18 protein-coding genes are annotated in these 20290 nt (G+C 63.3%); 8 read left to right on the top strand and 10 right to left on the bottom strand.

Annotation, left to right across the window (positions count from 1 at the left end):
• Positions 1 to 12: 12 nt before the first annotated feature.
• Both dusA and LB532_RS22585 read right to left on the bottom strand, forming a co-directional pair.
• Complete coding sequence (dusA, locus tag LB532_RS22590) at positions 13 to 1011, bottom strand: tRNA dihydrouridine(20/20a) synthase DusA (RefSeq protein WP_140638159.1); 999 nt, start codon at positions 1009 to 1011, stop codon at positions 13 to 15.
• 451 nt (positions 1012 to 1462) lie between these two features.
• Positions 1463 to 1765 carry a DUF982 domain-containing protein gene (locus LB532_RS22585; protein ID WP_140638160.1) on the bottom strand — a complete coding sequence of 101 codons (303 nt, stop codon included), beginning with the start codon at positions 1763 to 1765 and terminating at the stop codon, positions 1463 to 1465.
• Between the two features lie 329 nt (positions 1766 to 2094).
• Between LB532_RS22585 and LB532_RS22580 the strand changes: the two genes are divergently transcribed.
• Entirely contained in the window at positions 2095 to 3552 is a 1458-nt protein-coding gene (locus LB532_RS22580; RefSeq protein ID WP_140638161.1) for an NCS1 family nucleobase:cation symporter-1, read from the top strand.
• 37 nt (positions 3553 to 3589) lie between these two features.
• Here the strand turns inward: LB532_RS22580 and LB532_RS22575 are convergent, their stop codons facing one another.
• The 5 genes from LB532_RS22575 to tpiA form a co-directional block, all read right to left on the bottom strand.
• Complete coding sequence (locus LB532_RS22575) at positions 3590 to 4129, bottom strand: DUF1697 domain-containing protein (protein ID WP_140638162.1); 540 nt, start codon at positions 4127 to 4129, stop codon at positions 3590 to 3592.
• 26 nt (positions 4130 to 4155) lie between these two features.
• On the bottom strand, positions 4156 to 5793 hold the full coding sequence (locus tag LB532_RS22570; protein WP_140638163.1) for a CTP synthase: 1638 nt from the start codon (positions 5791 to 5793) through the stop codon (positions 4156 to 4158).
• A gap of 213 nt (positions 5794 to 6006) precedes the next feature.
• Positions 6007 to 7131 carry a L,D-transpeptidase gene (locus LB532_RS22565; protein ID WP_140638164.1) on the bottom strand — a complete coding sequence of 375 codons (1125 nt, stop codon included), beginning with the start codon at positions 7129 to 7131 and terminating at the stop codon, positions 6007 to 6009.
• A gap of 336 nt (positions 7132 to 7467) precedes the next feature.
• A complete protein-coding gene (gene secG / locus LB532_RS22560; protein ID WP_140638165.1) occupies positions 7468 to 7923 on the bottom strand; it encodes a preprotein translocase subunit SecG in 456 nt (151 codons plus the stop codon).
• A gap of 171 nt (positions 7924 to 8094) precedes the next feature.
• Entirely contained in the window at positions 8095 to 8862 is a 768-nt protein-coding gene (gene tpiA, locus LB532_RS22555; RefSeq protein WP_140638166.1) for a triose-phosphate isomerase, read from the bottom strand.
• Between the two features lie 143 nt (positions 8863 to 9005).
• Between tpiA and LB532_RS22550 the strand changes: the two genes are divergently transcribed.
• From LB532_RS22550 to glp, 5 genes are read left to right on the top strand one after another with little or no spacing between them, the layout of a single operon-like run.
• Positions 9006 to 10898 (top strand): SurA N-terminal domain-containing protein, encoded by a 1893-nt coding sequence (locus tag LB532_RS22550; protein WP_140638167.1) that lies wholly within the window; start codon positions 9006 to 9008, stop codon positions 10896 to 10898.
• Positions 10895 to 11905, top strand: coding sequence for an anthranilate phosphoribosyltransferase (gene trpD, locus LB532_RS22545; protein WP_140638168.1), 1011 nt, complete (start codon positions 10895 to 10897; stop codon positions 11903 to 11905). Before LB532_RS22550 ends, trpD begins: the two co-directional genes overlap by 4 nt.
• A gap of 4 nt (positions 11906 to 11909) precedes the next feature.
• Positions 11910 to 12722 carry an indole-3-glycerol phosphate synthase TrpC gene (gene trpC, locus LB532_RS22540; protein WP_140548397.1) on the top strand — a complete coding sequence of 271 codons (813 nt, stop codon included), beginning with the start codon at positions 11910 to 11912 and terminating at the stop codon, positions 12720 to 12722.
• 2 nt (positions 12723 to 12724) lie between these two features.
• A complete protein-coding gene (moaC, locus tag LB532_RS22535) occupies positions 12725 to 13225 on the top strand; it encodes a cyclic pyranopterin monophosphate synthase MoaC (protein ID WP_140638169.1) in 501 nt (166 codons plus the stop codon).
• Positions 13225 to 14430 (top strand): gephyrin-like molybdotransferase Glp, encoded by a 1206-nt coding sequence (gene glp / locus LB532_RS22530; RefSeq protein ID WP_140638170.1) that lies wholly within the window; start codon positions 13225 to 13227, stop codon positions 14428 to 14430. Before moaC ends, glp begins: the two co-directional genes overlap by 1 nt.
• Before the next feature lie 36 nt (positions 14431 to 14466).
• Here the strand turns inward: glp and LB532_RS22525 are convergent, their stop codons facing one another.
• Entirely contained in the window at positions 14467 to 15306 is an 840-nt protein-coding gene (locus LB532_RS22525; protein WP_140638171.1) for an alpha/beta hydrolase, read from the bottom strand.
• 166 nt (positions 15307 to 15472) lie between these two features.
• Here LB532_RS22525 and LB532_RS22520 point away from each other — a divergent pair, with 166 nt between their 5' ends.
• Positions 15473 to 17098, top strand: coding sequence for an AMP-binding protein (locus LB532_RS22520; protein WP_140638172.1), 1626 nt, complete (start codon positions 15473 to 15475; stop codon positions 17096 to 17098).
• The gene (gene kynA / locus LB532_RS22515; RefSeq protein WP_140638173.1) at positions 17095 to 17931 is read left to right on the top strand and encodes a tryptophan 2,3-dioxygenase; all 837 of its coding nucleotides are present in this window, start codon (positions 17095 to 17097) and stop codon (positions 17929 to 17931) included. The genes LB532_RS22520 and kynA overlap by 4 nt, the downstream gene beginning before the upstream one ends.
• A 63-nt stretch (positions 17932 to 17994) precedes the next feature.
• On the opposite strand, the gene kynU is transcribed toward kynA, so the two are convergent.
• Together kynU and LB532_RS22505 are read right to left on the bottom strand one after the other, a co-directional pair.
• Positions 17995 to 19242 (bottom strand): kynureninase, encoded by a 1248-nt coding sequence (gene kynU, locus LB532_RS22510; RefSeq protein ID WP_224557197.1) that lies wholly within the window; start codon positions 19240 to 19242, stop codon positions 17995 to 17997.
• A 2-nt stretch (positions 19243 to 19244) separates the two neighbouring features.
• Positions 19245 to 19916 carry a TetR/AcrR family transcriptional regulator gene (locus tag LB532_RS22505; protein ID WP_140638175.1) on the bottom strand — a complete coding sequence of 224 codons (672 nt, stop codon included), beginning with the start codon at positions 19914 to 19916 and terminating at the stop codon, positions 19245 to 19247.
• Between the last annotated feature and the right edge of the window lie 374 nt (positions 19917 to 20290).

Genomic DNA, 20290 nt, shown 5'->3' with positions numbered 1-20290 from the left:
TCGAAGGGGGCGTCAGGCCGCCTTGTCCACCGCTCCGCTGAGGTCGACCGCAGCGAACGCCGTCTTCAGCACCTGCGGCCCGGCGCCGGGGCGCGTTGCATCCGTGGAGAGTATCTGGCGGTAGCGGCGCGCACCGGGCAATCCGTGGAACAACCCGACCATATGGCGGGTGACGTGGCCGAGCCGCCCGCTCTGTTCGATATGGCGTGCGGCGTAGCCGGCCATGACATCGATCAGCGCGGCGAAATCGAAGGGACCGGCCCGCTCTCCATAAAACATCGAATCGATGCCGGTCAGAATGCCTGGAGTATGATAAGCGGCACGGCCGAGCATGGCGCCGTCGAGGTGATCGAGATGCGTCCGCACCTCTTCAAGCGACTGAATGCCGCCATTGATACCGATGAATTCGTTCGGCTTTCTCGCCTTCAACCGATAGACGCGGCCATAGTCGAGCGGCGGGATGTCGCGGTTTTCCTTGGGGCTCAGTCCCTCCAGCCATGCCTTGCGCGCATGCACCCAAAGGGCGTCGGCGCCTGCCGCGAAAACGCCGTCTGCAAGCGCATCCAGCGCCGGCTCGGGATCCTGCTCGTCAACGCCGATGCGGCATTTGACGGTTACGGGAATGGCCACCGCCGCCTTCATCGCCGCGACACAGTCGGCGACGAGATCAGGCGCCTTCATCAGGCAAGCGCCGAACGTACCGGACTGGACGCGGTCCGACGGGCAGCCGACATTGAGGTTGATCTCGTCATAGCCGAAAGCCTCGCCGATGCGCGCCGCCTCGGCCAGCTTCCCCGGATCGGAGCCGCCGAGCTGCAGCGCGACCGGATGTTCCGCATCATCAAAACCAAGCAGGCGTTCGCGCGCGCCCTGGATGACCGCGTCCGCCACCACCATCTCGGTGTAGAGCAACGCACGGCGCGTCAGTTGGCGATGGAAGAACCGGCAATGGCGGTCCGTCCAGTCCATCATCGGGGCGATTGCCACCCTATGCTCTTGGCATCTCGACATTTTTAGCGTCAATTGGTTGGTTGATGCGGGCGGCATGGCCACCGACCCTCATATCGGCGACATATGCGAAGTAGGCAAGCCCCTCGCTCGAGCAGTAAGTCTGAAGGCGGTCCTTCTGCGCCAGCCAAATCCTGTAACCTGAAGTGCTGTCTTCTCATTTTTTCGAGTGCTGGGCGAAATCGCGCCAAGAAATCGGAAGCTTGCACCCCTTGCTACACCGCAGGAAAGTTGCACGCTGTTTTGCGACCGGGTCGCTGCTCTTTCAACTGCGGCGAACAAGACGGGGGGCGCCTTTCCAGGATTGGCTGCTTTCCGAACTTGCCGACCACAAGCGGATGGTAGCCATCCTGGGCCGCGCCGCACAGGCGTTCGCAGACACAATGGCAGACGGACAAACAGTCAAATCGGCGCCGGGGGCCGGCGCCGTTTCGACTACAGTCGGTCCTGAACGTTACCGCCGCAGCGCGTACACGCGCCCCGCTGGCTCGTTGCCCACCGACAAGGCCATGTCGTCATCCAGAAGCCGCGTGATCCGGGCGAAGCCCGTGAACGCCTTCCTGGCTTCTTCAGCCGACATCTGCCCCGACAGGGCGGCCGCGCAGCAGTTCAGCGCGCATTGATAGACGGGGCCACGTCGCCCGGTCGGCCATTTACGCAAAAACACCATGGCCTCGGCAACAGTGTCGATTTCTTCGATAGGGTGTCCCTGCCCGCGTGAGATCCGCACGGGCGAAAAAAAATGCAAATAATCCATCGTATCCTCCCGCTCGGTCGCGACGTGTTCGACCGAACCCCATCAAACGCGCCATCATCCACTTGGTTCCATAAAAAAACGGACGCTTGGCAAAAAAAGACGGGTTTACCCGCTGCGACTGCGATGTCGTCGCGCCGGCGCTTGAAAGCGTCGCGAATCGGACTCGCCGATCAGAGCGGCAAGTATCGTGCCGCGCGATAAGCGCGATCCCCATTGAATATCTTTAAGGCCAAAGCCGGCAAATCAGCCGATTGCCCCTTCCCTCGCGTCAGGCGTAACCTCGACGGTCAACGCGTGAGGGCGCGTGCTGCAAGAAGGGGACAATTGCAATGACGATACAAGGCGCATCGCCGGATCTATATAACGAAGATCTCGCACCGGCCAAGATACGAAACTGGGGACCATTCTCGATCTTCAACGTCTGGACCTCGGACGTCCACAGCCTCTGGGGTTACTATCTCGCCGCCAGCCTTTTTCTGTTCTGCGGCGGCTTCGTCAACTTCATCATCGCCATCGGCATCGGCTCGCTCGTCATCTACGCGCTGATGAACATGGTCGGCTATGCCGGCGTGAAGACCGGCGTGCCCTACCCCGTGCTCGCCCGCGCCTCCTTCGGCATCTGGGGCGCCAACATACCGGCGCTGGTGCGCGCCATCGTCGCCTGCTTCTGGTACGGCGCACAGACGGCGGCCGCTTCCGGCGCCATTGTCGCGCTGCTGATCCGCTCGCAGTGGTTCGCCGATTTCAACGCCAACACCCATTTCCTCGGCCACTCCGGGCTGGAAGTGATCTGCTTCGTGGTCATCTGGGCGCTGCAGCTGCTGATTATCCAGAACGGCATGGAGACGGTGCGCCGCTTCCAGGATTGGGCCGGCCCGGCCGTCTGGGTGATGATGCTGATCCTGGCCGTCTATCTCTGCGTCAAAGCCGGGACTTTCGCCTTCACCAGTGACATTCCGATGGATGTGCTGCTCGAAAAGACCAAGGATGCGGGCGTGCCAGGCACGCCGGGATCGTGGACGTCGCTGTTCGCCGTCGCCGCGATCTGGGTGACCTATTTTTCGGCTCTCTATCTCAACTTCTGCGATTTCGCCCGCTATGCACCGGACAAGGCATCGCTGCGCAAGGGCAATATCTGGGGCCTGCCGGTCAATCTCATCCTGTTCTCGCTGGTCGCTGGCGTTACCACCATTGCCGCTTACGATGTCTATCACGAGGTGCTGCTGCACCCCGACCAGATATCGGCGAAATTCGGCAGCTGGTTCCTGGCCGCGCTCGCCGCCTTGACTTTCGCGGTGGCGACGCTCGGCATCAATGTCGTGGCCAATTTCGTCTCGCCGGCCTTCGACTTCTCCAACGTCTTCCCGCGCCAGATCGACTTCAAGAAGGGTGGCTACATCGCGGCACTGATCGCGCTCGTACTCTATCCCTTCGCGCCCTGGGAAGGCAGCGCTGCATCCTTCGTCAACATCATCGGCGCGACGATGGGGCCGATCTTCGGCGTCATGATGGTCGACTACTACCTGATCCGGAAGGGCGAGGTCGACGTCGAAGCGCTTTATCGCGAGGATGGCGAGTTCCGCTTCCAGGGCGGCTGGCATGTCAATGCCTTCATCGCCGCCGGCATTGGCGCCCTCTTCTCCTCGATCCTGCCGAACTTCACCAACTGGCTGCCATCCTGGTGGGGCGTCTATGGCTGGTTCTTCGGCGTCGGAATTGCCGGCATCATCTATTACATGCTGCGCACCGTGGCCGTGGGTGCCGGCGCCAAGACGGCGAAGGCTTGATGTGATGTCGTCTGGGGCGGCGCAACGCCGCCCCAGATTAGGATCTTACCATCTCTGCCAGCTTGCGAACCGTGTTCCAGTTGCGCGACGTGCCGATGCCCATGCGCTTGTGGTTGGCGGCCGCAAGCAACCGCGAGCTTGGCCTCTCTCGCGAGAATACGAGCCATATGTCGCCGTCGACCAGGACCACCTTCTCGTCCTCGGCGGCATGGGCCTGAAGCCCCGATATCGCATCTCTGGCTACAGCTTTGCGCATCACTCGCACCGCGACCTGATCGCCGGCTTCCGCCGATTCGGCTGGGAAGGGATTGCAGGCCGCAAGTTTCAGCCAATCTCCGGCGCCACGGACAATGATGTCGACATGGCGGCCAAAGGCCTTTTCGAAGGCGGCCTCCAGTCGGTTCTCAAGCGCGGCGATTGAGATCTTTTCACTATCGAAGACAAGATTGCCCGTCGCCACGAGCGTACGGACATTCTTCAGCCCGAGGCCTTCCGCCATCGCCTTCAGTTCGGACATCACGACCCGGCGCCCTTCTCCCAGGACGATGCTGTAGAGAAGGGCGACATAAATCTGCATCGGATGCCGAACCCCGCCTGGCGCGCCTACACCAGGCGCGATTGTTCGACCGCCGCCTCGATGAAGCTGGCGAACAGCGGATGCGGGTCGAGCGGCCGGCTCTTCAGCTCGGGGTGGTATTGCACGCCGATGAACCAGGGATGGTCGGGGTATTCGACCGTTTCGGGCAGCACGCCGTCGGGCGACATGCCGGCAAACACCAGGCCGCAATCCTCCAGCCGCTGCTTATAGTCGATATTGACCTCGTAGCGGTGGCGGTGACGCTCGGAGATCTGCGTGTCGCCATAGATATCGGCGATCTTGGAACCCTTGGCGAGCTCCGCCTGATAGGCGCCGAGCCGCATCGTGCCGCCGAGATCGCCGGTTGCCCGGCGCTTCTCCAGCATATTGCCCTTCAGCCACTCCGTCATCAGGCCGACGACCGGCTCCTTGGTCGGGCCGAACTCGGTCGAGGAGGCCTGATCGACCCCGGCCAGAGATCGCGCCGCCTCGATACAGGCCATCTGCATGCCGAAGCAGATGCCGAAATACGGCACCTTGCGCTCACGCGCGAACTTCGCCGCCAGGATCTTGCCCTCCGAGCCGCGCTCGCCGAACCCGCCGGGCACCAGGATGCCATGCACCTTTTCCAGCCACGGCGCCGGATCCTCCTTTTCGAAGATCTCCGATTCGATCCAGTCGAGCTTGACCTTGACGTGGTTGGCCAGGCCGCCATGCGACAGCGCCTCGATCAGCGATTTGTAGGCGTCCTTGAGGCCGGTGTATTTGCCGACGATGGCGATGGTCACCTCGCCTTCCGGATTGTGGATGCGGTTGGACACGGCCTGCCACGGCTCCATGCGCGGCTTCGGCGCTGGGTCGATGCCGAACGCGGCCAGCACTTCCGAATCGAGCCCTTCCTTGTGGTAAGCCATCGGCACGTCGTAGATGTGAGGCACGTCGAGCGCCTGGATGACCGCGCTTTCCCTGACATTGCAGAACAGCGACAGTTTTCTGCGCTCTTCCTTGGGGATGGCCCGGTCGGCGCGGACGAGCAGGATGTCGGGCGCGATGCCGATGCCGCGCAGCTCCTTGACCGAATGCTGGGTCGGCTTGGTCTTCAATTCGCCCGCAGTCGGGATATAGGGCATCAGCGTCAGATGCACATAGACGGCGTTGTTGCGCGGCAGGTCGTTGCCGAGCTGGCGGATCGCCTCCAGGAACGGCATCGCCTCGATGTCGCCCACGGTACCGCCGATCTCGCACAGCACGAAATCATAGTCGTCATTGCCGTCGAGGACGAAATTCTTGATCTCGTCGGTGACGTGCGGGATGACCTGCACGGTGGCGCCGAGATAATCGCCGCGCCGCTCGCGCTCGATGATGTTCTTGTAGATGCGGCCGGTGGTGATGTTGTCCTGCTGGTTGGCGGAACGGCCGGTGAACCGCTCGTAATGACCAAGATCGAGATCGGTCTCCGCGCCGTCATCGGTGACGAACACCTCGCCGTGCTGATACGGCGACATCGTCCCTGGATCGACATTGAGGTAGGGATCGAGTTTTTTGATGCGTGCGCGATAGCCCCGCGCCTGCAAGAGAGCCCCGAGGGCCGCTGCGGCAATGCCTTTTCCAAGTGAGGAAACCACGCCGCCTGTGATGAATACATATCGCGCCATGGGAGTCATCGCTTAACGCGGCCGGATTGATTCCGCCAGAGAAAAAACCGCCGCTAAGGCTTTTTCCCAAGAAGGCGCTCGAACCATGATCCGAAAAATGGGATCCGGTTTTCGGATAGGCCCATGTCGAACGGGCTGGCCCGTTCCACTGGAACGCAACCGGGAGCGAGGCAAAACAAAAGGGCCGGCTGAACCGGCCCTTTTGGCAAGCTGTTGAAAACGTCAGATAATGACGACCTTGGTGCCGACCTTGACGCGGCTGTAGAGGTCCATGACGTGCTCGTTCATCATGCGGAAACAGCCATTGGAAGCGCTGGTTCCGATCGACTGCGGCGCGATGGTGCCGTGGATGCGCAGATGCGTGTCCTTCTTGCCGTCATAGAGATAGATGGCGCGGGCGCCGAGCGGATTCTGACCGCCGCCGGGCATGCCGTCCTTGTACTGGGCATAATGCTTGGGCTCGCGCTTCTGCATGTCCAGCGTCGGGATCCAGCGTGGCCACTCCTGCTTGTCGCCGACCGCCACGGTGCCCTTGAACTGCAATCCTTCGCGGCCGACCGCGATGGCGTAGCGGCGCGCGGTGGACGATGATTCCACCAGGTAGAGCCGGCGGGCACTGGTATCGATGACGATCGTGCCGGCCTCGTAGCCGGTGAATTCCACGTCCTGTGGGACGAACTCCGGCTTTACCTTGAACGGCTTCTTGGCGTTTTTCCTGGCGAGCGCCGAATCCAGCGCACGGGTCTCAGGCAGATAATTGATCGAGGACGATGCCATCTGGCCGCCAAACAGTCCGGCGAACAGGCCGCCGCCGGTGCGCTGCTTCTGGCCAGGCAGCTCGCTGCGCAATTCGCCATTATTGCCGGTCAGCGCAACGTTCATCACCTCGGCCGATTCCGGTTCGGCCGAAGGAATCGGCTCGATCGGCGTCAACGGCTCGATGATCTTCGTGATCTTCTTGACCGACTTGGCCGCGGCCACTTCGGTCGCCGGGGCAGTCTTGCCTCTCTTGGCCAGGAACGCCTGCCGTTCCGCCTCGGCCTTCGCCTTCGCCGCCTCGCGCATCGCCATCTTCCTGGCTTCCAGCGCCTTGGCCTTGGCAGCTTCTTTGTCGGCAACGATCTTGGCCTCGATCTTTTTGATCTGGGCGAGATCGTCCGGTGTCGGATTTTTCTTCTTCTTGAGAAGCCTCAACTGCGCCGCATCGCTCTTGGCTGCGACGTTGATGGCGTCGGTCTTGCCGACCGACTGATTGGCGGCCAGATTGGCTGGCACGCCGGCGAAAGCCGGGGAGCTCATGCCGAGTGCGGCGCAAAGTCCCAGGAAGATGAAGCTGCGAAGCTGCATGGCGAAGATCCGATCGTTCAATATTTGTTGCCCACGGCGTCGCCCGGCGTCCCCCAAGGACACCGAAAATGCCGCGCGCAATCTATAGTCGAATAAGCGCGGGCGCCTCAAGCGCGAGGCCGCTGCACTTCCCGTCGAATCTTCGTGATGCCGCCGCATTTGCCGCGACTGTGGTCAAACGACAACAGATCGGCTTATGAAGATCAGAGCGCCGAGAGCCTGGCCGCGAGAACCCGAACTGAAAGCAGTTCGGTTGCGACGGCCGCGAGCGCCGGTAGCCGGCGTTCACACGCCGGCACTACCTTGCCGTCACATAGTCTTGAGAAGGAGCCCAGACTATTGGTTCGGAACCTGCGGGGCTGCGGGCGCGGTGCTGGTGCCGTTGGTCGCTGGCGGCGTGGCCGGAGCATTGGCTGGCGGCGGCGTCGCGGCTCCGTTGCCGGAAGGCGGCGTCGGCGCGGCGTTGCCTGAAGGCGGCGTCGGGGTGGTCGTGCCCGGCAATTGGTTGAGTACGCCCTTGCCGGCGCCGTCCGATGTTGCGGGAACGCGGTCGAGAATGTCGATCGGCTTCTCGCCGTAGCGGGCAATGATCGACAAGGTCAGCGACGTCACGAAGAAAGCGGCCGCCAGGATCGCCGTCGCCCGGGTCAGCGCATTGGCGGCGCCGCGCGCCGTCATGAAGCCGGATCCGCCACCAATACCAAGGCCGCCGCCTTCGGAGCGCTGCAGCAGCACAACGCCGACAAGGGCCAGAACGACCATGAGATGGATGACGATCAGTACGGTTTGCATAGTTTATCCTGGCAATGCCCTGCCCGGCCGCGGACACGACCGGGGAATTGGAGGCGGCTCAATACAATGCTTTCACGGCATTTCCAAGCCCGTGGCCGGAATATGGGAAGCAAGGCGTCCTTTACAACGATTTCCCGTGCGCCGCGCCCGCTTCGGCGCCGCGCTAAGTCATCAGGCGATGCTGCGATAGGCTTCCGCGATGCCCAGGAAGTCGGCCGCTTTCAGGCTGGCGCCGCCAACCAGCGCGCCGTCGACATTCCTGACCCCAAGCAGTTCCACTGCATTGGACGGCTTGACCGAACCGCCATAGAGAATGCGCATCTTGCCCGCGGCGGTGCCGAGTTTCTCCGACAGTTTTTCGCGAATATGCGCATGCGCCTCGGCTACATCGGCGACGGTCGGCGTCAGGCCGGTGCCGATCGCCCACACCGGCTCATAGGCAACGATCGTGTTGGACGCGGTAGCGCTTGCCGGCACCGAACCGGCAACCTGGCGTGACAGCACGTCCAGCGTCGCGCCCGCTTCGCGCTCCTGCCGCGTCTCGCCGATGCAGACAATGGCCACAAGCCCGGCGCGCCAGGCTGCGGAGGCCTTGGCCTGAACTGTCGCATCATCCTCGCCGCGCTGTTCGCGGCATTCGGAATGGCCGACGATGACGTGGGTCGCGCCCGCATCCTTCAGCATCTCCGCGGAGATGCACCCGGTATAGGCGCCGCTCTCCTTGGCGTGGCAATCCTCACCGCCGGCATGAACCGGCGTACGCGACAGAATCTCGGCGGCATGGGCGAGCAAGGTCGCGGGAACGCAGACCAGCGCCTCGGTGTCTGCGTCGAGCCCGCTCATGAAACCGTTGCCGATCATCCTGAGTTCGTTGAGCGAGGCGCTGGTACCGTTCATTTTCCAGTTGCCTGCGACGAGCGGGCGAATTCCTGGCGTCATCGTTTGCTTCTCCGGGTGACATTCGGCTGGCGTTCTCACTACCAAAATCAAGCCACAAAGCAATCGACAGTGGACCGGAAGGGCGCTATTGCGCTTGTTTCAGACTCGGCGCATCCGAAAATGCGCATAAATCGGAAGTAACGATGCTTGGTATATTGAGAAGCGCGGCGGGCACCTGGGTCGCGAAGTTACTGCTTTCGCTGCTGGTGGTCAGTTTTGCGGTCTGGGGCGTATCGGGACGGCTGATGGGTGGCCTTGCCGGCCACGACTCCGTCATCACGGCTGGCGGCACCAAGGTGTCGATCAACGAATACCGCCTCGCCTATGACCGCCAGCTCGCCGTCATGTCGCAGCAATTCGGTCAGCGCCTCACCCACGAACAGGCAAAGGCGCTCGGCGTCGACAACCAGGTGTTGGCGCAGCTTGTTTCGGGCGCGGTCCTCGACGAACAGGCTCGTAAGCTCGGCCTTGGCCTGTCCAAGGACCGGCTGGCCGAACTCACCCGCGAGGATCCGGCGTTCAAGGGCCCCGGCGGACAGTTCGATCGGAGAGCCTTCGAATACAGGCTGCGTGAGGTCGGCATGCGCCCGGAGGACTATTTGAAGAATCGGGCCCAGGTCGCGGTGCGCCAGCAGATCGTCGAGGCGGTTTCGGACGGCCTCAAGGCGCCTGACACCTTCTTCAAGGCGGTAGCCCTGTACCGTGGCGAGGATCGTACGGTCGACTATCTGACCTTGCCGAAGGCGCTGGTCGAACCCATCGAGGCGCCGAGCGACAGCGCGCTGCAGGCCTATTTCGAGGCCAACAAGAAGACCTATGCCGCGCCCGAATACCGCAAGTTTTCCTATGTCAGGCTCGAGCCGCAGGACATCATGGATACGAGCTCGGTGACCGACGCCCAGGTCAGCGACGACTACAACAAGAACAAGGCGCGCTACACCACTCCGGAGATGCGCACCATAGAGCAGCTTGTGTTCAAGACGCCGGACGAGGCCAAGGCCGCGCTCGATTCGTTGAAGTCCGGCGCAACCTTCGACAAGCTCGTCACTGCGGAAGGCAAGACCCCGGCCGACACGCTGCTCGGAACGCTCGCCAAGGACAAGATCGCCGACAAGGCGGTCGCCGACGCTGCTTTTGCGCTCAACGTCAATGAGGTGAGCCCTGTCGTGCAGGGTGCCTTCGGTCCCGTGCTGCTGCGCGTCACCGAGATCAAGCCCGAAGTCGTGAAGCCTCTGGCCGAAGTGTCGGACCAGATCCGCAAGGACCTGGCGCTGGGCGAGGCAAGCCGCATCCTTCTGGACGTGCACGACAATTACGAGGACAGTCGCGCCGCCGGCAGTTCGCTGGCCGACGCCGCCGCCAAGCTGAAGCTGAAGGTCGTCACCATCGACGCGATCGATCGCAGTGGCCTGCGGCCCGATGGCTCCATCGTCAAGGACCTGCCGGAATCGCCTGCTCTGATCAAGGCTGCCTTCGAAGCCGAACCGAATACCGAAAACGAGGCGCTGACCACGGCCGATAACGGCTTCATTTTCTATGAAGTGGCTTCGATCACGCCGGCCCGCGACCGCACGCTGGACGAAGTTCGCCAGAAAGTCGTTGCCGACTGGACTGCGGCCGAGACGGCCAAGCGGTTGACCGCCAAGGCGCAGGAGCTGGAAAAACGGCTCAAGGCCGGCGCAACGCTCGACGTCATCGCCGGCGAGCTCAAGCTGGAAAAGCAGACCAAGCGTGGCCTGAAGCGCGAGGCCGACGACGCCGATTTCGGCAAGGAAGGTGCAGCGGTGATGTTCGGCGTCGGCGAAGGCGGCACCGGCCTGATCCCCTCTCCCACCAGCGACGCCCAAATCCTGTTCAAGGTCGCCGAGGTGTTCGAACCCGCCGGGGCCGACGCCAGTTCGGTGCCCGAGGACGCGCGCAAGTCCTTCACCGCCGGCATGTCGGACGACCTGCTCGACCAGTTGGTGGCGCAGTTGCAGACGCAGTACGGCGTCCGCGTCGACCAGGCTGCCGTTGCCCAAGCCTCGACAAGATGAGCGCGCTGAAAACCCATATCGCCAAGGTCGCGACCGGCACCGCCCTGTCCTTCGACGAGGCGCGCGAGGCCTTCGACATCATCATGTCGGGCGATGCTACGCCCGGTCAGATCGGCGGCTTCCTGATGGCGTTGCGTGTGCGCGGCGAGACGGTGGACGAGATTTCGGGCGCCGTCGCCACCATGCGCGCCAAGATGCTTCGCGTCGACGCACCTGTCGGGGCCATCGACATCGTTGGCACCGGCGGCGACAATTCGCACTCCGTCAACATCTCGACGGCATCCGCTTTCGTCATCGCCGCCAGCGGGGTTCCGGTCGCCAAGCATGGCAATCGCGGGTTGTCTTCGCTGACCGGTGCGGCCGACGTCCTGACCGCGCTCGGCGTCAAGATCGACCTCACGCCGCAGGCCATCGGCCGCTGCATCCACGAGGCCGGTGTCGGCTTCATGTTCGCGCCGGCACATCACCCGGCGATGAAGCATGTCGGCCCGACCCGCGTGGAGCTCGGCACCAGGACCATCTTCAACTTGCTCGGTCCGCTCTCCAACCCGGCCGACGTGCGCCGGCAGATGGTCGGCGTGTTCATGCCGGAATGGATCATACCGGTGGCCGAGACGCTGAAGGCGCTGGGCACCGAACATGCCTGGGTCGTTCATGGTGACGGCTACGACGAGATCACCACCACGGGCGAAACGCATGTCGCCGAACTGATCGGCGGCGAGATCCGCACCTTCACCTTGACGCCCGAAGCGGTTGGCCTGGCCCGTCACACCAAGGAAGAACTGCGCGGCGGCGACGCTGCCTACAACGCCGAGGCCTTGCGCGCTATGCTGGGTGGCGCCGTGGGCGCTTTTCGCGACACAGTGCTGATGAACGCCGGTGGCGGCCTGGTGGTGGCTGGCAAGGCGACGACGCTCGCCGACGGCATGGCAACGGCGGTGCAAGCCATCGACAGCGGTCGGGCGCTGCAGGTGCTCGACCGGCTGGTCGAGATTTCGAACGGTTAGACAGATGTCGGACATCCTGCGCAAGATCGAGGCCTACAAGCGCGACGAGATCGCGACGGCCAAGGCGCGCGTGCCGCTGGCCGAGATCAAGGCGCGGGCGAAAGACACTGACGCGCCGCGCGGCTTCCTCGCGGCACTTGAGGCGAAGCGCAGATCCGGCGGCTTCGCTCTGATCGCCGAGATCAAGAAGGCAAGCCCGTCCAAGGGCTTGATCCGCGCCGACTTCGATCCGCCAGCGCTCGCGCGGGCCTATGCAAAGGGTGGCGCCGCCTGTCTTTCGGTGCTGACCGACGCACCGTCCTTCCAGGGCGCGCCGGAATTTCTCACCAAGGCAAGAGCCGCCGTCACCCTGCCCGCGCTGCGTAAGGATTTTCTGTTCGATCCTTATCAGGTCCATGAAGCTCGCGCCTGGGGGGCGGACGCCATCCTGATCATCATGGCCAGCGTCGATGACGATTTGGCGAGCGAGCTTGAAGCGACGGCATTCGAACTCGGCATGGATGCGCTGATCGAGGTCCACGACGAGGCCGAGACGGAGCGCGCACTGAAGCTGTCGTCGCAATTAATCGGCATCAACAACCGTAATCTGCGGACATTCGAGACCCGTCTCGAAACCTCGGAACGACTGCGGGCGATGGTGCCGGGTGGTTACTTGCTGGTCAGCGAAAGCGGCATCTTCTCTCATGACGACTGCCTCAGATTGCAAAAGAGCGACATCGGCACGTTCCTGGTCGGCGAAAGTTTGATGCGCCAGCAGGATGTGACCGCGGCAACGCGCGCGCTGCTCACCGGCAAGGCAGCGGCCGAGGCTGTCTGACGATGACGGCCGCCCTCACCCATCTCGGCGCGCAGGGCGAGGCCAACATGGTCGATGTCGGCGGCAAGGACGAAACGACGCGCACCGCCGTCGCCGAGGGTTTCGTTTCGATGCGGCCCGAGACGCTGAAGATGATCCTGGCCGGCAATGCCAAGAAAGGCGATGTGCTGGGCACCGCGCGCATAGCCGGCATCATGGCAGCGAAGAAGACGCATGAGCTGATCCCGCTCTGCCATCCGCTGCTCTTGACCAAGGTCTCCGTCGACATCGAGCCCGATCCTGCCCTGCCCGGACTGAAGATCATTGCGCTGGCGCGCGTCACCGGCAAGACCGGCGTCGAGATGGAAGCGCTCACCGCGGCTTCGGTTGCCTGCCTGACCATTTACGACATGGCCAAGGCGGTCGACCGCGCCATGGTCATCACCGGCATCCGGTTGGTCGAAAAGACCGGCGGCAAGTCGGGCGACTACAAAGCCGCTGGCGAAGATGGGGCGGTCGCCTGATGGCGCTGCTTCCGGTCGCAGCAGCGCTCGAACGCCTGCTGGAGGGTGCTGCGCCGCTTGCGAGCGAAAGCGTTTCGCTCCTCGAGGCCGTGGATCGCGTTCTCGCGGAGCCGGTGGTGGCGTTGCGCACCCAACCGCCCTTCAACGCCTCTGCCATGGACGGATACGCAGTCCGCGCCATCGATGTCGCGTCCGTGCCGTCCCGGCTTTCGGTGATAGGCATGGCGGCGGCCGGGCGCGGCTTTGACGGCGCCGTCGGCAAGGCGCAGGCCGTGCGCATCTTCACCGGTGCTCCGCTGCCGCAAGGTGCAGACACCATCGTCATCCAGGAAAACGTTCGTGACCTCGGCGGCGGCAGCATCGAGGTGGTCGAACCGACCGCCGAGGGGCGCAACATCCGCCGCTTCGGGCTCGATTTCTCGGAGGGCGACACCCTGCTGGAAAAAGGCCGGGTGCTCGATCCGGCAGCACTGTCGCTTGTCGCCTCGGCCAACCATCCCCGGGTGGGCGTCGTGAAGCGGCCGCTGGTTGCCATCATCGCCACCGGCGACGAGCTGCTGCCGCCCGGCAGCGAACTGGGCCCCGACCAGATCATTTCGTCAAACGCCTACGGCGTCGCCGCCGCCGCGCAATCGGTCGGTGCGCATGCGCTTGATCTCGGCATTGCCGCTGACCGCGAGGAAGCCATCGCGGCGCTGGTCAGGAAAGCGGTCGCGGCCGGCGCTGATGTCATCGTCACGCTCGGCGGCGCCTCGGTCGGCGACCACGATCTGATCCATGACGTGCTGACCGGCGAAGGCATGACGCTCGGTTTCTGGAAGATCGCCATGCGTCCCGGCAAGCCGCTGATGTTTGGCCGCCTCGGCGACATCAGGTGCATCGGCCTGCCCGGCAATCCGGTGGCGAGCCTCGTCTGCTCGCAACTGTTCCTGAAACCGCTCCTGGCACGCCTCGGCGGCCGCAATTTCCGGCAAGATATCCGTCAGGCACGGCTGGGCGCCGCTATGCAGGCCAATGATCTGCGCCAGGACTATGTGCGGGCGGTGGTCAGGCAAAAGGCCGACATCCTGGTTGCAACCCCTTTCAGCATCCAGGATTCCTCGATGCTGAGGATGCTGGCCGACGCCAACGGACTGATCGTGCGCGAACCATTTGTATCCGCTGCGGCTGCAGGAGACGCTTGCAGCGTTCTCATGCTGAGGTGAATATTTCCCGTATAACCAGCTGATTCTAGCGACAAATCAGATCGTTGATTCCGCTAGCAAAACTCGTGTCAGCGGATGCGCCGGATCGGCCAGGCCTTCGACAATGTCGTAATGATGTCGGTCCGGCTCGACCACCGCGCTCGTGACGGCACCAAGCCCTGTCCAGATATTGGCCAGCAAGGCGTTCTGGCGCAAGAACTCGGACCGCTCGCCGCCTCCGGCCCAGCACGTGATGCGCGCGCCATCCATGGGCCGCAGCAGCGCCGGGCTTTCCGTCAGCGCCTCGGCTTCATCGATTTTCAGCGCCGCATTCATGCCGGTGCGCATGAGCGGACGCAGGTCATGCAGGCCTGAAATCGAAACGACGTGGCGTACGCGCCTTGCCACGCCGGCTGCCAGGGGCGTTGATGTCGTCGCCATGCGGCTGGCGAGATGGCCGCCGGCCGAATGCCCGGTCAGCATAAGCGGTCCCCCGACCATCGCCGCCGCCTTGCCGATCGCTGCGCCGATCTCGTGGGAGATGCCGGCGATGCGTATGTCGGGGCAGAGCGTATAGGACGGCATCGCCACGGCAAAGCCGCTGTCAACCGAGCCCCTGGCGAGATGCGACCAGGTATCCTTGTCGGACTCCAGCCAGTAGCCGCCATGGATGAACACGACGAGCCCCTTGGGCGTGGCGGCGGGAAGGAAGAGATCGAGCCTGTTGCGCGGCCTGTCGCCATAGGCGATGTCGAGCTGAGCCCTGCCCTTTGCCGCAAGCGCATCGCGAAATGCCTGCGCCGGCTCGACCCATGCAGCCGGCCAGCGATCGCTGCCGGCGATGTTGGCGCCGTTGGCGTAGGCATTGTCCCAATCGGCAATGCGATGTTCGAGCATCGGCACCCTCCCCCGGACGGCATCGTTTCAGCCGCTAGCAATGACGATCGACAGAGGCAACGTCAATGCTCCGGGGCAAAACATTTTAGGCTTGAAACAAATTTCGACTGGTGCGATCCTGTGCCTTGTTCAGCGATGGGCGTGAGGCAGACAGGGGCAGCCGAAAATGCTTGGGCCATCAGCGCATATCGACACATTCACGCGCGATAACCTGCCGCCACCGGATCAATGGCCGGACTTCCTGCTTGACGGCTTCGACTATCCCGAACGGCTCAATGCCGGCGTCGAACTGACCGACAGGCTGGTCGAGAAAGGCCTCGGCGACCACACCGCGCTGATCGGCAATGGCCGCCGCCGCACCTACAAGGAATTATCCGACTGGACGAACAGGCTGGCGCATGCGCTGGTCGAGAATTACGGCGTCAAGCCAGGCAACCGGGTACTGATCCGCTCGGCCAACAACCCCGCAATGGTGGCCTGCTGGCTGGCCGCCACCAAGGTCGGCGCCGTCGTGGTCAACACGATGCCGATGCTGCGCGCCGGCGAACTCGCCAAGATCGTCGACAAGGCCGAAATCACCACAGCGCTGTGCGACACCAGGCTGATGGACGAGATGACCGCCTGCGCCAAGGACAGCGCGTTCCTCAAGCAGGTCATCGGCTTCGACGGCACCGCCAACCACGACGCCGAAATCGATCGCGCCGCCCTCGACAAGCCGGTCACCTTCACCGCCGTCGAGACCGGGCGTGACGACGTCGCCCTGCTCGGCTTCACCTCAGGCACCACGGGCGTGCCGAAGGCGACGATGCATTTTCACCGCGACCTCCTGATCATCGCCGACGCCTACGCCCGCGAGATCCTGCAGGTGACGCCCGACGACATCTTCGTCGGCTCGCCGCCGCTGGCCTTCACCTTCGGCCTTGGCGGGCTCGCCATCTTCCCGCTGCGTTTCGGCGCCGCGGCGACGCTGCTGGAACAGGCCACGCCGCCCAACATGGTCCAAATCATCGAAACCTACAAAGCGACGATCTCCTTCACCGCGCCCACCGCCTATCGCGCAATGCTCAAGGCCATGGACGAAGGGGCCGATTTATCGTCGCTGCGGGTCGCGGTTTCAGCCGGCGAGACCTTGCCCGCGCCGGTCTTCGAGGAATGGACTGAAAAGACCGGCAAGCCGATCCTCGACGGCATCGGCGCCACGGAAATGCTCCATATTTTCATTTCCAACCGTTTCGACGACATGAAGCCCGCTTCCACCGGCAAGGCCGTTGGCGGCTATCAGGCGCGCATCGTCGACGACGAAATGCGTGAAGTGCCGCGCGGCACCGCAGGCAGGCTCGCGGTGCGGGGACCGACCGGCTGCCGCTACATGGCCGATGCCAGGCAGAGCGACTATGTCCGCGACGGGTGGAACCTCACCGGCGACACGTTCTGGCAGGACGAGGACGGTTTCTTCCACTTCGCCGCGCGCTCCGACGACATGATTGTCAGTGCCGGCTACAACATCGCCGGCCCAGAGGTCGAAGCGGCGCTGCTGGCGCATGCCGATGTCGCCGAATGCGCGGTGGTCGGCGCCGAGGATGCCGAGCGCGGCCAGATCGTCGAGGCGCATGTGGTGCTCGTGCAAGGCGTGGCGCCGGACGCAATGACCGTCAAGCGCCTGCAGGACCATGTCAAGGCGACGATCGCGCCCTACAAATACCCGCGCTCGGTAAAATTCATCGCCGCTTTGCCCAAGACGCAGACCGGCAAGATCCAGCGCTTCCGGCTGCGCGCGGAGAAGATCAATTGAGCAAGCCCTACGACCCTTCCACCGAGGGCGCGGAAATGTCGTTCAAGGAGCGCATGTCCTACAGCGACTATCTGCATCTGGAAAAGGTGCTCGAGGCGCAGGAGCCGCTTTCGTCAGCCCATGACGAGATGCTGTTCATCATCCAGCACCAGACGTCGGAACTCTGGATGAAGCTCGCGCTGCACGAAATCGGCGCCGCAATCCGCTCCATCCGCGCAGACCGTCTCGAACCGAGCTTCAAGATGCTTTCGCGTGTCGCGCGCATCTTCGAGCAGCTCAACAATGCCTGGGACGTGCTGCGCACGATGACGCCCAGCGAATACACCGAGTTCCGGGACGCGCTTGGCCAGTCCTCGGGCTTCCAGTCGTGGCAGTACCGTGCCATCGAGTTCATGGCCGGCAACCGCAATCTCGCAATGCTTGGACCGCACAAGCACCGGCCAGACCTCAGCGAGAAACTGGAGGCGATCCTGGCGCAACCGTCGCTCTACGACGAGGCGCTGCTGCTGCTCGCCCGCAACGGCTTCGACATCGGTGGCGACGCAAGGCGTACGGACTGGCGCGAAGCGCGGACCGAGAACGAAGAGGTCCTTGTCGCCTGGCAGACCATCTACCGCGACCCGCAACGCTACTGGATGTTCTACGAACTCGCCGAGAAGCTGGTCGACTTCGAGGATTATTTCCGCCGCTGGCGCTTCAACCACGTCACCACGGTCGAGCGCATCATCGGCATGAAGCGCGGCACCGGCGGCACATCAGGCGCGTCCTACCTGAAGAAGATGCTGGAGGTCGAACTATTCCCGGAGCTGTGGAAGGTTCGTACCCGGCTCTGACGTAGCTTTGCCGAGTGCAGATCGTTATCTCGAAAACGCTGCGCTTTTCTGAGCGACGGGCTCTTAAGTCACCGCCGCCTTGACGGCGAAACGCGCCTCCTGCCAGGCGTCCGTGCGCAAAATGTCTTCCAGCACCTCGACCGCCTGCCAGACATCGACATAGCCGACATAAAGCGGCGTGAAGCCGAAGCGAATCGTGGATGGCGCGCGAAAATCGCCGATCACGCCGCGCTGGATCAAGGCCCGCATCACCTGATAGCCGTGCCGGTGGAGGAACGACACCTGGCTGCCGCGCTCATTGCCGTCGCGCGGACTTTCGAGTTCGAGGCCGTAGGCGCCGCATTTTGCCTCGACGAGCTGGATGAACAGATCGGTCAATGCGATGCTCTTCCTGCGCACCTCTGCCATGTCGACGTCGTTCCAGACATCGAGCGCCCCTTTGAGCGCGCGCATCGACAGCACAGGCTGCGTGCCGCAGAGAAACCGGCGAATGCCGGTGCCGGCAGCAAAACCCTGTTCGAAGGCGAATGGCCGCGCATGGCCCCACCAGCCGCTGAGCGGCTGGCGGACATCGCCATGGTGGCGCTCGGCCGCGTAAATGAAGGCCGGGGCACCCGGGCCGCCATTGAGATATTTGTAGGTGCAGCCGACGGCGAAATCGGCGTTCGAACGGTCGAGCTCGACGAGCAAGGCGCCGGCGGTATGGCAGAGATCCCAGACGATCAGCGCGCCGGCTTCATGCGCCCTGCGCGTCAGCGCGACCATGTCGCGCAGCTGCCCGGATTTGTAGTTGACGTGGTTGACCAGGATGACCGCAACCCGCTCGTCGATCAGTTCTTCTATGGACGGCGCATCGACACCCTCGAGCCGCAGCACCGTGCCCGGCCGTGTCGAGGCAACGCCCTCGGCCATATAGAGATCGGTCGGAAAGCTGTCCCCCTCGGCGACGACGACCGACCTGTCCGGCCGCATCCCGAGTGCCGCATGCAGCACCTTGTAGATGTTGATCGAGGTGGTATCGCAGACCACCGTCTGGCCGGCGGCGGCCCCGATCAGGCGCCCGAGCTGGTCGCCGAGTTCGACCGGCATGTCGAACCAGCCGGCGGTGTTCCAGGCGCGGATCAGATCCTGCGCCCACTCCTGCGTGGCGGCCTTCTGCAGCTCGCCGAACACGGCGGGGGAAGCGGCGCCCAGCGAATTGCCGTCGAGATAGATCACCCCTTGAGGCAAGGTGAAGCGGTCACGCATGGCACGCAGCGGATCCGCGGTGTCCATTGCCTCGATCGCTGCGAGATCGGGAATTTTGCTCATGGTCACGATGTTCCTCGGTGAGAAGAGCGCCCCGGAAACGGGCCGGCTGTTTTGCCGCCGGGGCAAGGGCTGGCCGCATAGAGGCGCAAGAACAGGGTGAACGCCCGGTTCGATCTTTGCTCGATTTCCGGCCGAGGCAACTCCTCGAGCACCCCGACGATCCGGCGAACCTGGAGATCGCCGATCAAAAGACTGATGTAGATGTCGGCGGCTTCGACAGGATCGTCACAGGCGATCAGGCCGGCCCGACTTGCGGTTCGAAGCAGGTCGCCGACAAGCGGCATTATGGTATTGCGGCCGAATTGCGCGATCGATTGGCCCAGCGTGCCTGTATCGTTGACGTCGCCGGCTGCGGCGCGATTGAGCGCCACCGCCTTGTCGCCCGTCACAAGGGTCAGCAGGACTGGCCCGAGCGAATTCAGGGTTTCGAGTGGATCGCGCGCTTGGTGAAGAGCGTCCTCCAGCAGCTTCCTTGCTTCTCCCGCATTGGCTTCGATCAAGGATCGAAACAGGACCTGCTTGTTGCCGTACCAGTTGTAAAGGGTTTCGTTCGAGGCCGATGCCCGCTTGGCGATGGCAAGCAGGGAGGCGCTTTTGTAGCCGGTTTCCCGGAGCACCGCATAGGCGGCCTCCTCTATCCGTTCGCGTCGCGCGGCCTGCTTCGGCGTGGTCATTGGTGTTCCTCTTCGAAAACCGTACATTATTATACGGTTTAGTCAAGCGAACGGGAAGCAAGGAGCGAACGAACGCAGCCCGTCGCGTCCGGTGATGTCTGGCCACTTTCCGGCAGGAAGTTGGCATTTTGGTTTCGTTTCGTTCACGAGCCGCGGAGATTTTGATCCGCCCCGAAAGGCAGCCGGCACCTGCCGGTCACACAGTTTTCAGGCTTGTACCAAGAGTGGAGATCGGCCGGGCCACAGGCCATTAACCAAAATAGTTTCAAAGAGCCTGAGAGCGCATTGACGACGGATCGCGTTGGCAGGATGCTGGCTGCGGGAGGGCGTTTCGTTTCCGCCGCCTTAACAAATTCATTAAACTTTAAATGGTT

Source organism: Mesorhizobium sp. ESP-6-2 (assembly GCF_020164675.1).
Taxonomy (GTDB): Bacteria; Pseudomonadota; Alphaproteobacteria; order Rhizobiales; family Rhizobiaceae; genus Mesorhizobium.
The sequence above is the reverse complement of the archived record's forward strand: the minus strand, read 5'-3'. Positions and strand labels throughout refer to the sequence as shown.

Excerpts from the sequence above, each read along its gene's own strand:
- LB532_RS22565 (WP_140638164.1), bottom strand. The coding sequence starts at position 7,131 with ATGCAGCTTCGCAGCTTCATCTTCCTGGGACTTTGCGCCGCACTCGGC.
- LB532_RS22570 (WP_140638163.1), bottom strand. The coding sequence starts at position 5,793 with ATGACTCCCATGGCGCGATATGTATTCATCACAGGCGGCGTGGTTTCC.
- LB532_RS22525 (WP_140638171.1), bottom strand. The coding sequence starts at position 15,306 with ATGCTCGAACATCGCATTGCCGATTGGGACAATGCCTACGCCAACGGC.
- LB532_RS22580 (WP_140638161.1), top strand. The coding sequence starts at position 2,095 with ATGACGATACAAGGCGCATCGCCGGATCTATATAACGAAGATCTCGCA.
- tpiA (WP_140638166.1), bottom strand. The coding sequence starts at position 8,862 with ATGACGCCAGGAATTCGCCCGCTCGTCGCAGGCAACTGGAAAATGAAC.
- LB532_RS22575 (WP_140638162.1), bottom strand. The coding sequence starts at position 4,129 with ATGCAGATTTATGTCGCCCTTCTCTACAGCATCGTCCTGGGAGAAGGG.
- trpC (WP_140548397.1), top strand. The coding sequence starts at position 11,910 with ATGTCGGACATCCTGCGCAAGATCGAGGCCTACAAGCGCGACGAGATC.
- trpD (WP_140638168.1), top strand. The coding sequence starts at position 10,895 with ATGAGCGCGCTGAAAACCCATATCGCCAAGGTCGCGACCGGCACCGCC.
- dusA (WP_140638159.1), bottom strand. The coding sequence starts at position 1,011 with ATGTCGAGATGCCAAGAGCATAGGGTGGCAATCGCCCCGATGATGGAC.
- LB532_RS22585 (WP_140638160.1), bottom strand. The coding sequence starts at position 1,765 with ATGGATTATTTGCATTTTTTTTCGCCCGTGCGGATCTCACGCGGGCAG.
- glp (WP_140638170.1), top strand. The coding sequence starts at position 13,225 with ATGGCGCTGCTTCCGGTCGCAGCAGCGCTCGAACGCCTGCTGGAGGGT.
- moaC (WP_140638169.1), top strand. The coding sequence starts at position 12,725 with ATGACGGCCGCCCTCACCCATCTCGGCGCGCAGGGCGAGGCCAACATG.
- LB532_RS22550 (WP_140638167.1), top strand. The coding sequence starts at position 9,006 with ATGCTTGGTATATTGAGAAGCGCGGCGGGCACCTGGGTCGCGAAGTTA.
- kynU (WP_224557197.1), bottom strand. The coding sequence starts at position 19,242 with ATGAGCAAAATTCCCGATCTCGCAGCGATCGAGGCAATGGACACCGCG.
- LB532_RS22505 (WP_140638175.1), bottom strand. The coding sequence starts at position 19,916 with ATGACCACGCCGAAGCAGGCCGCGCGACGCGAACGGATAGAGGAGGCC.
- LB532_RS22520 (WP_140638172.1), top strand. The coding sequence starts at position 15,473 with ATGCTTGGGCCATCAGCGCATATCGACACATTCACGCGCGATAACCTG.
- secG (WP_140638165.1), bottom strand. The coding sequence starts at position 7,923 with ATGCAAACCGTACTGATCGTCATCCATCTCATGGTCGTTCTGGCCCTT.